The sequence below is a fragment of the Arthrobacter sp. UYCu712 genome (genome assembly GCF_040547005.1).
Lineage (GTDB): Bacteria > Actinomycetota > Actinomycetes > Actinomycetales > Micrococcaceae > Arthrobacter.
On record NZ_JBEPOZ010000001.1, the window covers coordinates 124,553 to 138,819 of the forward strand.

The window sequence follows — 14,267 nt, forward strand, 5'->3', positions numbered from 1 at the left end:
CTCCCTGGAAGGCCTTGCACGAAAGGCCCCTGAACGTGGATTCGATAAAACACTACTCCTGAACTGCGGGCACGTTCACAGGACCAACGCTGCTGCTAACGTGGCGGCTGTGAACGCAAGCACAGAAACCGGACCCCGGCCCCGCGACTGGGACATCCGCCCGGCAACCGAAACGGACTGGCCGGCCATCTGGGGAATCCTGGAACCCGTCGTCAGGGCTGGCGAGACCTTCACCTGGGACCGGGACACCACCGTGGACCAGGCCCGCGAACGGTGGTCCACGCAGGCCCCCGGGCAGACTTTTGTGGCGGTGGGCCGCGGCGACCTCGACGGCGTGGTCCTGGGAACCGGGGAGCTGCACGCCAACCAGGGCGGCGGCGGAAGCCACGTCGCCAACGCCGGGTACATGGTCCACCCGGACCACGGCGGCAAGGGCGTGGCCCGCGGCCTGTGCGCCTACTCCCTCGACGCCGCCCGCGCTGCCGGTTTCCGGGCGATGCAGTTCAACGCCGTGGTGGAAAGCAACGTCCGCGCGGTGGCTGCCTGGCAGTCCCTGGGCTTCGAAGTGCTCGCCACCATCCCGGAAGCCTTCAACCACCCGCAGCTTGGCTACGTGGGCCTGCACCTGATGTACCGCAAGCTGTAGGCGGCGCGCTAGTTCCGCTCCGCCAGAGCCGGTCCAACTCTGGGAACGCGGCTTCATAGCCGGCCAGCAGCTTCCCCGCAAGGACATCGGAGTCGATGAGGGGGTGCCGGGCGAAGGCCGCCAGAGCCGCCTCACGGCGCCCGGACCCGACCTGTGTTCCGGCATCTTTCCCCTGTCCGGCGGCCAGCACGACGAGGCGTTCAACGTCCTTGACCCGTTGCATGAGATCCAGCTGCGCTGGTGCCGGACGCTGCTGCGGGAGCGGCATCACGCCGTCGGGCGTTACCCGGCAGGGAACCTCGACGACGGCGTCCCGGGGCAGCCCCGGAATTGCAACGTCCGCCGGGCCCGCCCCCGGCAGCGCGTTGGGCGTGTTGAGGATCAGTTCCGCCCCGCCGGCGCCCGACAGGGCACGCATGACGGACAGGGCGACCCGTTCGTAGCCGCCGCCGGCAAGGTCCGACTCCTCCCGGCGCTCGCCGGCCGGGCGGGCCTCGGCGAGGTATCCTTCCTCGCGGGACCTGCGGCCGGCATCCCAGAGCGGATACGCCCCGGCACCCGCGGCAGCAAGCCGCGGGTAGAGCTCCGCCTGCTGCCGGTCGATGGACTCGCCACGGGTCTCGTTGGCGGACCGGATGCCGGCCAGGGCGCGCCCGGCCTCGTAGTAATAATGCAGGTACTCGTTCGGCAGGCACCCCAGCTGCGCCAGGAACGGCTGACGGAACAGCCGCCCCTCCTCAAAGCTGTTGAGCGCGCCGGCGTCCGCCAGCAGCCCGGGCAGGAGATCCCGGCCCCCGGACTCCAGCCGGTAGAGCCAGCCGAGGTGGTTTAGCCCGTAGTAGCCGACGCCGTCGAGCCGGCCTTCGGGCAGCACCACATTGGCGGCCCGGGCTGCACGGTGCACCAGCCCGCTGGCCGAATCACAGATGCCGACCACCTTGCGGCCGAGCACCGGGACCAGGGCCTCGGTGACCATTCCGGCCGGGTTCGTGAAGTTCAGCAGCCACGCCTCCGGGCAGCGGTCCCGCATCTCCCTGGCGAGTTCCAGCATTTTGGGGATGGACCGCAGAGCATAGGAGATGCCGCCGGCGCCGGTCGTCTCCTGGCCCAGCAGCCCCAGGTCGAGGGCGATCCGCTCGTCGGCGGTCCGGCCGGCGGTGCCGCCGGGACGGATGGCCGCAAACACCATGTCGGTGCCGTCGAGGGCCTCAGGCAGGGACGTGGTGGCCCGCACCGTCGGCACGGTCCGTGGAGTGCTTCGCGGGTTGCCCCGCAGGTCGCTCCCCGGGGAGGCGCCGGCTGGCGCTTCCTGCGCCGGCAGCGATGCCAGCACGGCGCTGATGGCGGCGAGCCGGCCGGGGTCGACGTCGTACAGCACCAGTTCCCGGACCAGCCCCGCGAAAGGCCCGGAACGTAGCGCCCGGTAGACGAGCGGTACCCGGAACCCGCCGCCGCCGGCAATCATGAGCCGCATGCGGACAGTCTATTCACACGTGTCTGTTCACACCCGCGTTTTCGCACCCGCGCCGCGGGGCGGGAGGAGGCTTTCCTGCCGCACCGGGACGGCGTAATGTGCCGTACATGGACGCGACTCCGACGCGGCGCTTCGACCCGCTTGCCTCCGTCCGAACTCCGGCGGCGGAAGGCTTTGACCTGCTCCTGACGGGGACCGTGTTCCAGGACATCATCTTTACCGGGCTGCCCCATGCGCCTGTTGCCGGGACCGAAATCTGGAGCGACGGGATGGGCAGCTGCCCCGGCGGGGTGGCCAACCAGGCCATTGCCGCGGCGCGGCTGGGGCTGCGGACCGGGCTTGCGGCCGCCTTCGGCGATGACGGCTACGGTGACTACAACTGGAAGATCCTGGCCGCGCAGGAGCACGTGGATCTCTCCCTCTCCCGCCGGATCCCGGGATGGCACTCGCCCGTGACGGTGTCCCTGAGCGTGGAACAGGACCGCTCGATGGTCACGCACGGCCACCCTGCGCCGCTGACCTCCAGCCAGCTGATCGGCTGCCCGCCGCCCGCGCTCGCGGCCGTCGCGGAACTCGACGAGGAGCTGGAGCCGTGGGCCCTCGATGCCCACAAGGCCGGCGTCCGGCTGTTCGGCGACGTCGGCTGGGACCCCACCGGGGCGTGGTCGCCGACCCGGCTGGACAACCTGCAGTATTTCCACGCGTTTATGCCCAACCAGGCCGAGGCGATGGCGTTCACCGGGCGGGACAACCCGTGGTCGGCCCTGTATTCGCTGGCGGACCGGGTTCCCGTGGCCGTCGTGACACTGGGTGCGCAGGGCGCCATGGCCGTCGACTCCGAAACCGGCGAAGAGGAATGGGTGCCGTCCCTGCCGGTCTCCGCCTACGACCCGACCGGCGCCGGGGACTGCTTCGGTGCCGCCTTCATCGTCGGCTGCCTGGCGGGCTGGCCCCTAGGTGACAGGCTGCGCTTCGCCAACCTCTGCGCCGCGCTGGCCGTGCAGGAAGTCGGCGGATCGCTCGCCGCCCCCGGCTGGGGCGATATTGCCGACTGGTGGCAGCGGGCCAATGCGCGGAAGGAACGGCAGAGCAGCCAATGGCTGCGCCGGTACTGCTTCCTCGACGAGATCGTCCGGGACGTTCCGGCCGAGGCGCAGCGGCGGGCGACGGCGACCATCGCGCACCTCTCCGACGCCTAGATGGGCATGCGGAGGTCGCTGCGGTCGGCTTTCTGCGCATGACGTGCGGGCAGCCATTGGACATGTCCCCTGCTCAGTCCCTGGCGTGGACATGATGCCCATGTGCCCGGTCCTTGGCGTGCAGATTGGGCATGCTCCCCCGTGGCGGGAGGGCATGTCCGTTGGTGGCGGGCGATGGTGTGCGTGGCGGGCCTGGCCCCGGTCGGGAGAGTGGACATGTCCTCCGCCCAGGCCTGGGCGTGGACATGATGCCCATGTGCCCGGTCCTTGGCGTGAAGATTGGGCATGCTCCCCCGTGGCGGGAGGGCATGTCCATCGCTGGCGCCGGGGCGGGGCACGCCGCCGGAATTAAGCCGGATGCGCTGCCGCCCCTAGAATCGTTAAGTGACTTACCCAGCAGCAACAGGCGATTTCCGGTCCGCTTCGGAGGCGGCGCCGGCCTTCGCCGAGGAACGCTCGGCAGTAATCGATCTCGAAGCCATCCGGCACAACGTCCGGCGCATCGCGGCCGTCGCCTCACCGGCACAGGTCATGGCGGTGGTTAAGGCCGACGCGTACGGCCATGGTGCCATTCCCGTTGCCCGCGCGGCCCTCGGCGCCGGAGCCACCTGGTTGGGCGTCGCCCACATCTCCGAGGCGCTGGCCCTGCGCGCGGCCGGGATCGAGGCCCCGCTGCTCGCCTGGCTGCACACCCGGGAGAGCAACTTCGCCGCCGCAGTGGCCGCCGGGATCGACATCGGCTGCTCCGGCTGGGAGCTGGAGCGGATTGTGGCGGCGGCCCGCGAACAGGAACGTCCGGCACGCGTCCACCTGAAGGTCGACACCGGACTGGGCCGCAACGGCGCAACCGTCGCGGACTGGGACGGCCTCGTCGGCGAGGCCATGGAGTACCAGGACCAGGGCCTCCTGCGGGTTGTGGGCATCTTCTCCCATCTCGCCGTCGCCGACGAACCCGAGCGGCCCGAAACCGACGAGCAGCTCGCGGCGTTCCGCGAAGTCCTGGCGATCGCCCAGGACGCCGGGGTGGACCCCGAGGTCCGGCACCTGGCAAACACTCCGGCCACGCTGTCCCGTCCCGACACGCATTTCGACCTGGTCCGCGTGGGCCTGGGTCTCTACGGCCTGTCCCCGTTCGAGGGACAGAGCTCCGCGGAGCTTGGACTGCGGCCCGCGATGACGGTCCGCACGGTCGTCTCGCACTGCAAGGACGTGCCCGCGGGCCAGGGTGTCTCGTACGGACTGAACTACCGGACCGGTGGCACCAGCACGCTCGGGCTTATCCCGCTGGGCTACGCGGACGGCGTTCCGCGGATTGCCACCGGCGGGCCGGTCCGGGTGGAGGGCGTGAACTACCCGGTGGTGGGCCGGATCGCCATGGACCAGATGGTCATCGATCTCGGCCCGCGCCACGTCTCGGCCGGCGGCCACAGCGTGCTCGGCTCCGAGGCTCTGCTGTTCGGCAACGGCGACGACGGCGGGCCCACCGCAGAGGATTGGGCTCGGGCTGCCGGCACCAACAACTACGAGATCGTCACCCGGATCAGTCCCCGGGTGCCGCGGCGCTACATCAACGAAGAGCCGGCCGGCGAGGCGTCGCACCGCCCCGGGGAGCCGGCGCAGTGAGCGCCCCGGCATGGGAGCGGACGCTGGAAGTCCGGACCGCCGATGAGACGCATGCCTTCGCGGCAGCCCTCGGCACCCAGCTGCTAGCCGGGGACCTGCTGGTCCTCACGGGCGAACTCGGAGCGGGGAAAACCACGTTCACGCAGGGGCTCGGGGAGGGCCTGGGTGTGCGTGCCGGGATCATTTCGCCCACATTTGTGCTGGTCCGCATCCACCCGAACCTGCCTGACGGGACCAGGCCGGGCGGCCCGGACCTCGTGCATGTCGACGCCTACCGGCTGGGGTCCGCCGCCGAGATCGACGACATCGACCTGGAAAACACACTCGACAGCGCGGTAACCGTGGTGGAGTGGGGCCGCGGCCGGGTGGAGCACCTGAGCGAGAGCCGGCTTGAGGTAGACCTTGTCCGCGCCCTTGGCGGCACCGCCCAGGCCACCGCCCAGGCCGCCGCCCAGGCCGCCGCCCGGAACGCCACCGCTCCCGCCACCGCCCAGGTCGACACCACCGCGGACACCGGCACACTTGATTTCGACACTGACGACGGTGACGAGCCCCGCACCGTGGTGATCCGCGGCTACGGTCCGCGCTGGGCCACCCCGCCGGCCCTGCCCGAGCCAGCTGCCGGGACCCTGCCTGAGCCAACGGAACGGAACTCCTGATGCTGATCCTTGCCATCGACACCTCGGCTGTGGCCAGCGCCGCGCTCGTCTCCGATGACGCCCCGGAGTCCGTGGTGAGCAGTTTTGCCACCGAGGACACCCGGAGCCACGCGGAAGTCCTGGCCCCGGGGATCGATGCTCTCCTCGCAGAAGCCGGACTCAGCGGGGACGACGTCGACGCGATAGTCACCGGTGTGGGCCCGGGTCCCTTCACCGGGCTCCGCTCCGGCATCGTCACCGCCCGAACCCTGGCCTTCGTCTGGGGCAAACCGCTGTACGGGCTCATGAGCCTCGACGCGATCGCCCTCGAAGTGGCCGAATCCGTCGACGCCGCCCCGGAGTTCATCGTGGCCACCGACGCCCGGCGCAAAGAGGTCTACTGGGCCCGCTACGCCCAGGCCAGCGGGCAGCTCCCCGAGCTCATCGACGGCCCACACGTCGGCTTCGCCGCGGACCTGCCGGACCTCCCCGTCTACGGTGCCGGGGCCGGCATCTACGCCGACGTCGTCAAGGCCGTCCCCGAGTTCAGCTCGCGGCAGCCAGAGGCGCTCTCCCTCGGCCAGTTTGCGCTCGCCCGGCTCGCCGCGGGGGAGCAGCTGTTGGACTCGACCCCGCTGTACCTGCGCGAATCCGACGCCCAGGTCCCCGGGCCCCGGAAGCGGGCGCTGTGAACGGCGCGGACGCCGTGCCGGCGGCCCTGCCGGGCGGAGTAGCGCTGCGTGACATGACCGCGGCGGACGTCCCGGTGGTGCACGAACTCGAGCGCCAGCTGTTCCCGGTGGACGCCTGGCCGCTCCAGATGTTCCTCGACGAACTGGCCCAGGCGGAAACGCGCCGCTACCTGGTAGCCGAAAGCGCCGGGCACATTGTGGGCTACGCGGGGCTGATGTGTATCGAGCCGATCGCGGATGTACAGACCATCGCCGTCGTCCCGGAACAGGAAGGCAAGGGCATCGGCTCGGCCCTGCTCACCGAACTCATCCGGGAAAGCCGGCTCCGCCGGGCCGACGACGTGCTCCTGGAAGTCCGGGCGGACAACCCTCGGGCGCAACAGCTGTACCTCCGGTTCGGCTTCGAGCAGATCCACGTGCGTCCCCGGTATTACCGCGACGGCGTTGACGCCCTGATCATGCGCCTCCGGCTCGACGGCGCAGCCCCCGAACGTGGCGCAGCCCCCGAACGTGGCGCAGCCAGCGGCCCCGGCGCAGCCCACACGACCGACACGCCCCAGCCACGGGAAGCAGACCGCCCATGAACCGCCCCCAGCACAGCGAGCAGCCGCTGGTCCTTGGCATCGAGTCATCCTGCGACGAGACCGGCGTCGGGATCGTCCGCGGGACCACGCTGCTGACCAACACCGTCGCATCCTCGATGGAGGAGCATGTCCGCTTCGGCGGGGTCATCCCCGAGATCGCTTCCCGCGCCCACCTGGACGCCTTCGTGCCGACGCTGCGGGAATCGCTCGCGGAGGCCGGCGTGACGCTGGATGAGATCGACGCCATCGCTGTCACCTCCGGTCCCGGACTCGCGGGAGCCCTTATGGTCGGTGTCTGCGCCGCCAAGGCGCTCGCCGTCGCCACTGGCAAGCCGCTGTACGCAATCAACCACCTCGTGGCGCACGTCGGCGTCGGCCTGCTCCAGACCGAAAACGGCAGCCGCCCACCGTTCGCGGGTTCGACGCCGGAAAACGCGTTGCCGGACAACCTGGGCGCGCTGCTGGTCTCCGGCGGCCACACCGAAATCCTGCGGATCCGGAGCATCACCGACGACGTCGAACTGCTCGGTTCCACGATTGACGACGCCGCCGGCGAAGCCTACGACAAGGTCGCGCGGCTGCTGGGCCTGGGCTATCCCGGCGGCCCGGCGATCGACGCGCTGGCACGCACCGGCAACGCCAAGGCGATCCGCTTCCCGCGCGGGCTCAGCCAGCCCAAGTACATGGGTACGGCGGAGGAACCCGGCCCGCACCGCTATGACTGGTCCTTCAGCGGACTCAAGACCGCCGTCGCCCGCTGCGTGGAGCAGTTCGAAGCCCGCGGCGAAACCGTGCCGGTGGCGGACATCGCCGCGGCTTTCCAGGAGGCCGTCGTGGACGTGATCACCGCCAAGGCAGTGCTGGCCTGCCGCGAGAACGGCATCACCGAGTTGTTGCTGGGCGGGGGCGTCGCCGCGAATTCCCGGCTGCGCCAGCTCACCGGGCTGCGCTGCAGCGCGGCCGGGATCCGGCTGACGGTGCCGCCGTTATCGCTCTGCACGGACAACGGCGCCATGGTCGCGGCCCTCGGCGCGCAGCTGGTGATGGCAGGGATTGCCCCGAGCGGCATCGGGTTCGCACCGGATTCGTCCATGCCGGTCACCAGCGTTTCCGCCTGACCCGGGCAACCTTCCCGGCCGCCCCGCTTGGGCGGCACGGACAATCCAGGACTTACGCTTCGGTGCCCTTGCGCATCTGCTTGACCAGGTCCAGGACGACCGCGCGCAGGTCGCCGCCGTGCTCTGCAGCGACGCGGCGCTGCCGCTGGTAGCCCGCCCCGCGCTGGATGATTTTGTCGACGTCGGCCAGCTCGGCGCTGCAGCCGAGTTTCGCCGCGACGGGCTCCAGCCGCTTGACCGTCTCGCGGAGGTGATCGGTGACGAGCTGTTCGTTGCCTTCGGCGTCGAGGATGATGATCGCTTCCAGGCCGTAGCGGGCGGCGCGCCACTTGTTTTCCTGCACATGCCACGGCGGCATGGTCGGAATGCTGCCGCCGCTGTCCAGCGTGGTCGAGAACTCGTCGACGAGGCACTGCGTGAGGGCGGCGATTGCGCCGACTTCCTCGAGCGTGGCCAGGCCGTCGCAGATGCGCATCTCGATGGTGCCGAGGTTGGGGACCGGACGGATGTCCCAGCGGATCTCGGACAGCGTGTCGATCACACCGGTGGTGAACATGTCCTGGACGTACGACTCGTAGTCCTCCCAGCTGGAGAACTGGAACGGCAGGCCGGCGGTGGGCAGCTGCTGGAACATCAAGGCGCGGTGCGAGGCGTAGCCGGTATCTTCGCCGCCCCAGAAGGGGCTGGAGGCCGAGAGGGCCTGGAAGTGCGGGAAGTAGTTCACCAGGCCGTCCAACACGGGGAGGACCTTGTCCCGGCTGTCGAGTCCGACGTGAACATGGACGCCGTAGATGACCATCTGGCGGCCCCACCACTGGGTGCGGTCAATGAGCTTGGCGTAGCGTGCCTTGTCGGTCACGGGCTGGAGCTGGGGCGGGCTGAAGGGGTGGCTGCCGGCGCAGAAGACCTCGACGCCCATGGGGTCGGTGACTTCCCGGACCGCGGTCAGCGAACTTTCCAGGTCCGCTTTCGCTTCGGCCACCGTGGTGCAGATCCCGGTGACCAGTTCCACGGTGTTCAACAGCAGTTCCTGCTTGATGTGGGGGTGTTCGTCATCCTCGTTCAGTTCGGGGTGCCGGGCAGCAACGCCGCGGAGCACCTCGTTGGCCACCGAGGCCAGCTCGCCGGTTTCCGCGTCGACGAGGGCAAGCTCCCATTCCACACCAAGAGTTGATTGCCTGGATGAAGCGAAATCAATCTTCATGTGGTCCCTTCACTGTTCTGCTGTCCATTGCCGTGGCCCGTCTGGCAGTGGTACTGGCAGGGCGGTCTGCCGAAGGGGCAACGGTGGTCCAAGTCTAGTGCAGGGGTAGCATCGAGACGGTGGCCAGATTGCAGCGAAGACGTGAAAGATTTCACAAAAAGACTCCGGCCGCAGCGCTGGTGGCGCTATTCCTGGGGCTGGGCCTCGGAACGGCCGCCTGTTCCGGACCTCCGGCCCGGGACGCCTCCGTCAGCACGGCGACGCCCCGGCACGCCCCGGCCGCACCCGCTTCCGGCGAGACCGGACAAACTCCCGGCGACGCCGGATCCCCGCTGAACGCGGGATCCCGGCCCCTCGGCTGGGGCCCGGAGGAGCAGGACGCCGATGCGGCAGCCAAAGCGGTCAGCGGGATGAGCCTCGAGCAACAGGCGGGACAGGTCCTGCTGCCGTTCTACTCCGGGCTCGACCACGAGGCGCACGCCGCAGACGTGGAGCGGTTGCACCTGGCCGGCTCCATCATCATGGGGGACAACGTCCCGCGAAGCACCGGCAGGCAGGTGGATACCGGCGCGATGCGCGCTGTGACCGACCGGCTCCAGGCGGCGGCCCGGGCCGACGGGCGCGGCTGGCCCGGAATGATTGGCGTGGACCAGGAGGGCGGCGTGGTGGCGCGGCTGCGCGCCCCGCTGACCGAGTGGCCGGCGCCGATGAGCTACGGCGCCGCGGGAAGCGGACCGCTCGCCACCGAGGCCGGGCGGGCCATGGCCTCGGAACTCGCGACGCTCGGCTTCAACGTCGACTTCGCGCCGGCCATGGATGTCACTGTGGGACCGGCGGATCCGACCATCGGTGCCCGGTCCATGGCCGGCAGCGCCGACGCTGCCGCGGACTACGGCGTCGCCTTCTCGAGGGGACTGCTCGCCTCGGGGCTCCTGCCTGCCGCCAAACACTTCCCAGGCCACGGCTCCGTGAGCCTCGATTCCCATGCGGGCCTGCCCGTCCAGGCCGCGTCCCTGGACCAGCTCCGGGCCAGAGACCTGAAACCCTTCCAGGCGGCCATCGACGCCGGGCTGCCGATGATCATGACCGGGCACATCGCAGTACCCGCGCTGGAGCCCGACGTGCCCGCGTCCGTGTCGAAAGCGGCCTATGCGGAACTGCGGCGGATGGGGTTCCAGGGGGTGGCCGTGACGGACGCGCTGAACATGGGGGCGGTCCGGGACCGCTTCCCCAACGACTCCGCCGCGCCGCTGGCCCTCGCCGCAGGAGCCGACCTGCTGTTGATGCCGGCCGACGTCGGGGCCGCCCACGCAGCGATCGTCGGCGCAGCCAGGAGCGGCGCGCTGGCACCCGAACGGCTCGCGGAGGCAGCGCAGCGGGTGGTCACCATGATGACCTGGCGCGGCCGCGCGGGCGCTCCGGGAGGGAGTGAACCAGGCAGCGGTGCCGGCGTTTCGCGTAGCGTCTCCGAGGCGGCCATCACAGTCCTGGCCGGCCCCTGCAGCGGGCCGATGGTCCCGCCCAGCGTGCGCGTCACGGGTGGCACGGAGCAGGACCGTGCACGGTTCGCCGCCGCGGCCCGGGGTGCCGGGATCCGCATTGGCGAAGGCCCGCTGGTGTCCCTCATCGGCCCCGGCGGCCCTCCGGCAGCGCCGGAGACCGTGGCGGTGGCCGTGGCCCTCGACGCCCCGTGGCCGCTGGCCGACTCGGCCGCACCGGCGAAGATCGCCCTGTACGGCCGAAGCCAGGGTGCCTTCGATGCGCTCGCGGCAGTGCTCGCGGGCAAGGCGAAGACGCCCGGAAAGCTCCCCGCTGCAGTCGGGGCGCAGAACACGGGAACCGGTTGCGGCTGACACAAACAGACCAACCGGGGCCGGCCGGCGTTTAATGATGGGGTGCCCATCCTGAACAAAGACATGACCCTGTGCATCTCGCTCTCGGCCCGGCCGAGCAACAACGGGACGCGCTTCCACAACCACCTGTATGAACAGCTGGGCCTGAACTGGATCTACAAGGCCTTTGCACCGACAGACCTGGTCCAGGCGATCGCCGGCGTGCGCGGCCTGGGAATCCGCGGCTGCGCCGTGTCCATGCCCTACAAGGAGGACGTCATTGCCCTCGTGGACGTGATGGACCCCTCCGCCAAAGCGATCGACTCGGTGAACACGATCGTCAACGACGGCGGCCGGCTCACGGCCTACAACACCGACTACACCGCGATTGAGCAGCTGCTCTCCCGCAACGCGGTCCCCACCGACTACTCCGTGTGGCTGCAGGGCTCCGGCGGCATGGCCAAGGCCACCGCGGCCGCGCTGCGCGACGCCGGCTTCCGGGACGTGACCGTGATTGCCCGCACCGAGGCCGCGGGACGGTCGCTCGCGGAACTGTACGGCTTCGCGTGGACGGCCGAGGTCCCCGTCCCCCCGGCGGAGGGGGCCAGGGCCGCGCAGATGCTCATCAACGTGACCCCTATCGGTATGGCAGGGGGCAAGGACGCCGATTCGCTGTCCTTCCCGCAGGAGGCGGTGGAGGCCGCGGAGGTGGTGTTCGACGTCGTCGCGCTGCCGGCCGAGACGCCGCTCATCGAGGCAGGCAGGGCCGCCGGCAAGACCGTGATCACCGGGGCCGAGGTCGCCACCATCCAGGCCCTGGAGCAGTTTGTGCTGTACACCGGCGTCCGGCCGAGCGACGAGCAGGTCCGCGCCGCCGAGGAATTCACCCGGGCACATTAGCCCTGTGGTGCAGTAGCCCTGCGGGGCCGGTGCGGCTAGTGCTGGACCGGTTCCACCGAGATGGCCACCCGGTCCTCGCCGATCCTGGTGAGGACCAGGGTGGCCGTCTTCTTGGCGGTCTTTCCTGCGGACCTGCCGCCCGTCAGCAGCTGCTTGCGCAGTTCCTCCGGCGTCACCGAGGTGCCGCGTTTCTTGATGTCGAGCACGCCGATGCCCTGGTCCTTGACCCAGGACTTGAGGGCCTTGACGTTGTAGGGCATCACCTCCAGGACCTTGTACGCCCGGGCGAAGGGCGTGTCCTGCAGTTCCGGTGCGCAGATGTAGGCGATGTGCTCGTCCACCAGGTGCCCGCCCAGCTGCAGGGCGACGTCGGCCACGAGCCCGGCGCGGATGACGGCGCCGTCCGGCTCGTAGAGATATCCCTCGACGGGACCCACCGGGGCGGTCGGCCCGCCGTCGAAGTCCTCGGCGCTGGTAAGCTCGGCGGCCCCCTGTGGGCCGAGCAGGAGGGCCGCGCGCCGGACCCCGGGACGGCGAACGGCGTTGAACCAGAGCGCCACCTCGGTGACGTCCCCGCCCACCGAGACCCATTGCGCTTCACAAGCCGCGGGCACGGAGTCGTGCGGCATGCCGGGACCCATCTTAACCCCGACGGCGAGCCCTGACCCGGCGAGGGACTGGACGAAGGACAGCGGCGGGGAGAAGTCCTCCGGATCCCAGATCCGCTTGGTCCCCGAGGTGGAGGTGGTGCGGCGGGCCGGATCCAGCCAGACGCCGTCAATGCCGTCGAGGGACACGGCCGTGGCGTCGGAGTGGACCACGGTGGCGTTCCGGAACGGGATCAGGTTCATGGTGGCGCACGCGGCCGTGGTCTCATCCATTTCCACCGCGGTGACTTTGATGTCCAGCGACGCAAGCGCCATCGTGTCCGCGCCCAGGCCGCAGCCAAGGTCCGCGACGTGCTCGATGCCGGCTTCCGCGAACCGCTGCGCGTGCCGTGCCGCGACGGTGAGCCTGGTGGCCTGTTCCAGGCCGGCCTGGGTGAAGATCATCTGCCGGGCGAATTCGCCGAACTTGGCCTCCGCCCTGGTCCTGAGTCGGGACTGGGTGAGCACCGCCGAGACCAGTTCGGGGGAGTGGCCGGCCTTGCGGAGGGAAGCATTGAGCCGGAACGCCTCATCCTCCCGGTAGGGACCCAGCGACGCCAGCAGCTCCCAGCCCTCGGGGTTGAGGAGCGGGGCAATCTGGTCCTGCGGTGCGTCAGCCATGCAATCAAGCGTAGTTCAGGCTCCGGTGCCCGGATGCGCCGGTAGGCTGGACGGCATGGATGACAGCGGTACGAAAGACAGCGGGACCAACAACGCCTCAACGGACGCTGAGACCGCGCGGCAAAGCGCCCAAGGGGGCCACCACGGCCTGGCCAGATACGCCCGGCCGGCGCTCGTCGCGGGCTGCATCATCGCCGTCGTCTGCGTGGCGCTGCTCGTCATCATCTTCTTCCTCGACTCCTTCAACGCGACCGTGTATTCGGTCGGCGGCAAGGACGTCCAGGACGCCACGGACGAAGCCCGGTCCATCCGGGATAACTATGCTGCGGCCCGGGTGGGCGGCATCATCGTCCTCGTCATCGGCCTCGCCCTGGCCGCCGCGGGTGGCTTTGGGCTGTACCGCCGGCGGAAGGAACAGGGCTGGAACGACGGCGACGACGACGGCGAGGACGTCGACTTCGAGGACCTCGGCGGAAAGTAGTCCTGCCCCCGGCGGACCCTGACCGGCCGAACGGGCGTTCACCGTGGATGAACTTCTTAGCACTCGCCTTGACCGAGTGCTAACCATTTACATAGAGTCATCATTAGCACTCTCCCTGGGAGGGTGCTAACAACTGAAGCTTCACAGCCAGGCTGCGGCCGGCACCGCGACGACGGTCTGTACGCCTTGGCACCACAGCTTTAGAGTCCACGAATTTGCTGACGAATAGGAGAGGTCCTTGTCGGTCTCTATTAAGCCTCTTGAGGATCGTATTGTTGTCCGCCCGCTCGAAGCCGAGCAGACCACGGCCTCCGGCCTGGTTATCCCGGACTCCGCGCAGGAAAAGCCGCAGGAAGGCGAAGTTGTCGCTGTAGGCCCCGGCCGCTTCGATGACAACGGCAACCGCGTCCCGATCGATGTTGCCGTCGGCGACGTCGTTATCTACTCCAAGTACGGCGGAACTGAAGTCAAGACCGGTGGCACCGAGTACCTCGTGCTGTCCGCCCGCGACGTTCTGGCGATCGTCGTAAAGTAACTCACTTGGACCCCCGCGCCGCCGATCCTTCTCAGACGGGTCAGTTGCGCGGGGTTCTGTCTTGAAAGGACAA

14 protein-coding genes are annotated in these 14,267 nt (G+C 69.8%); 11 read left to right on the top strand and 3 right to left on the bottom strand.

Features of this window, described 5'->3' with window-relative positions:
* The first annotated feature begins 109 nt into the window (after positions 1-109).
* Positions 110-646, top strand: a complete 537-nt coding sequence (locus ABIB51_RS00660; RefSeq protein ID WP_354184616.1) for a GNAT family N-acetyltransferase — start codon at positions 110-112, stop codon at positions 644-646.
* On the opposite strand, the gene ABIB51_RS00665 is transcribed toward ABIB51_RS00660, so the two are convergent.
* A complete protein-coding gene (locus ABIB51_RS00665; protein ID WP_354184617.1) occupies positions 591-2,120 on the bottom strand; it encodes a family 4 glycosyl hydrolase in 1,530 nt (509 codons plus the stop codon). The genes ABIB51_RS00660 and ABIB51_RS00665 overlap by 56 nt on opposite strands.
* A 107-nt stretch (positions 2,121-2,227) precedes the next feature.
* On the opposite strand from ABIB51_RS00665, the gene ABIB51_RS00670 reads away from it, so the two are divergent.
* The 6 genes from ABIB51_RS00670 to tsaD all read left to right on the top strand — a co-directional run bounded on the left by ABIB51_RS00670 (position 2,228) and on the right by tsaD (position 7,974).
* Entirely contained in the window at positions 2,228-3,319 is a 1,092-nt protein-coding gene (locus ABIB51_RS00670; protein ID WP_354184618.1) for a carbohydrate kinase family protein, read from the top strand.
* 384 nt (positions 3,320-3,703) lie between these two features.
* Positions 3,704-4,942, top strand: a complete 1,239-nt coding sequence (alr, locus tag ABIB51_RS00675) for an alanine racemase (protein WP_354184619.1) — start codon at positions 3,704-3,706, stop codon at positions 4,940-4,942.
* Positions 4,939-5,601 carry a tRNA (adenosine(37)-N6)-threonylcarbamoyltransferase complex ATPase subunit type 1 TsaE gene (gene tsaE, locus ABIB51_RS00680; RefSeq protein ID WP_354184620.1) on the top strand — a complete coding sequence of 221 codons (663 nt, stop codon included), beginning with the start codon at positions 4,939-4,941 and terminating at the stop codon, positions 5,599-5,601. The genes alr and tsaE overlap by 4 nt, the downstream gene beginning before the upstream one ends.
* A complete protein-coding gene (tsaB, locus tag ABIB51_RS00685; protein WP_354184621.1) occupies positions 5,601-6,272 on the top strand; it encodes a tRNA (adenosine(37)-N6)-threonylcarbamoyltransferase complex dimerization subunit type 1 TsaB in 672 nt (223 codons plus the stop codon). Before tsaE ends, tsaB begins: the two co-directional genes overlap by 1 nt.
* 53 nt (positions 6,273-6,325) lie before the next feature.
* Positions 6,326-6,856, top strand: coding sequence for a ribosomal protein S18-alanine N-acetyltransferase (gene rimI / locus ABIB51_RS00690; RefSeq protein ID WP_354184907.1), 531 nt, complete (start codon positions 6,326-6,328; stop codon positions 6,854-6,856).
* Positions 6,853-7,974 carry a tRNA (adenosine(37)-N6)-threonylcarbamoyltransferase complex transferase subunit TsaD gene (gene tsaD / locus ABIB51_RS00695; RefSeq protein WP_354184622.1) on the top strand — a complete coding sequence of 374 codons (1,122 nt, stop codon included), beginning with the start codon at positions 6,853-6,855 and terminating at the stop codon, positions 7,972-7,974. The genes rimI and tsaD overlap by 4 nt, the downstream gene beginning before the upstream one ends.
* 52 nt (positions 7,975-8,026) lie before the next feature.
* Here the strand turns inward: tsaD and ABIB51_RS00700 are convergent, their stop codons facing one another.
* Positions 8,027-9,178, bottom strand: a complete 1,152-nt coding sequence (locus tag ABIB51_RS00700; RefSeq protein WP_354184623.1) for a glutamate--cysteine ligase — start codon at positions 9,176-9,178, stop codon at positions 8,027-8,029.
* 119 nt (positions 9,179-9,297) lie between these two features.
* Between ABIB51_RS00700 and ABIB51_RS00705 the strand changes: the two genes are divergently transcribed.
* Both ABIB51_RS00705 and ABIB51_RS00710 read left to right on the top strand, forming a co-directional pair.
* Positions 9,298-11,031, top strand: coding sequence for a glycoside hydrolase family 3 N-terminal domain-containing protein (locus tag ABIB51_RS00705; RefSeq protein WP_354184624.1), 1,734 nt, complete (start codon positions 9,298-9,300; stop codon positions 11,029-11,031).
* 42 nt (positions 11,032-11,073) lie between these two features.
* Positions 11,074-11,910 (top strand): shikimate 5-dehydrogenase, encoded by an 837-nt coding sequence (locus ABIB51_RS00710; RefSeq protein ID WP_354184625.1) that lies wholly within the window; start codon positions 11,074-11,076, stop codon positions 11,908-11,910.
* A 35-nt stretch (positions 11,911-11,945) separates the two neighbouring features.
* Here the strand turns inward: ABIB51_RS00710 and ABIB51_RS00715 are convergent, their stop codons facing one another.
* Positions 11,946-13,178, bottom strand: coding sequence for a THUMP-like domain-containing protein (locus tag ABIB51_RS00715; protein WP_354184626.1), 1,233 nt, complete (start codon positions 13,176-13,178; stop codon positions 11,946-11,948).
* Between the two features lie 55 nt (positions 13,179-13,233).
* Between ABIB51_RS00715 and ABIB51_RS00720 the strand changes: the two genes are divergently transcribed.
* Together ABIB51_RS00720 and groES are read left to right on the top strand one after the other, a co-directional pair.
* Positions 13,234-13,659: an LPXTG cell wall anchor domain-containing protein gene (locus ABIB51_RS00720; RefSeq protein ID WP_354184627.1), complete on the top strand. Its 426-nt coding sequence runs from the start codon at positions 13,234-13,236 to the stop codon at positions 13,657-13,659.
* Between the two features lie 238 nt (positions 13,660-13,897).
* Positions 13,898-14,194 carry a co-chaperone GroES gene (gene groES / locus ABIB51_RS00725; protein ID WP_018773735.1) on the top strand — a complete coding sequence of 99 codons (297 nt, stop codon included), beginning with the start codon at positions 13,898-13,900 and terminating at the stop codon, positions 14,192-14,194.
* Positions 14,195-14,267 lie beyond the last annotated feature (73 nt).

Coding starts and splice junctions, on each gene's coding strand:
- rimI (WP_354184907.1), top strand. CDS start 6,326: ATGACCGCGGCGGACGTCCCGGTGGTGCACGAACTCGAGCGCCAGCTG.
- ABIB51_RS00720 (WP_354184627.1), top strand. CDS start 13,234: ATGGATGACAGCGGTACGAAAGACAGCGGGACCAACAACGCCTCAACG.
- ABIB51_RS00700 (WP_354184623.1), bottom strand. CDS start 9,178: ATGAAGATTGATTTCGCTTCATCCAGGCAATCAACTCTTGGTGTGGAA.
- tsaB (WP_354184621.1), top strand. CDS start 5,601: ATGCTGATCCTTGCCATCGACACCTCGGCTGTGGCCAGCGCCGCGCTC.
- ABIB51_RS00665 (WP_354184617.1), bottom strand. CDS start 2,120: ATGCGGCTCATGATTGCCGGCGGCGGCGGGTTCCGGGTACCGCTCGTC.
- ABIB51_RS00670 (WP_354184618.1), top strand. CDS start 2,228: ATGGACGCGACTCCGACGCGGCGCTTCGACCCGCTTGCCTCCGTCCGA.
- tsaD (WP_354184622.1), top strand. CDS start 6,853: ATGAACCGCCCCCAGCACAGCGAGCAGCCGCTGGTCCTTGGCATCGAG.
- ABIB51_RS00715 (WP_354184626.1), bottom strand. CDS start 13,178: ATGGCTGACGCACCGCAGGACCAGATTGCCCCGCTCCTCAACCCCGAG.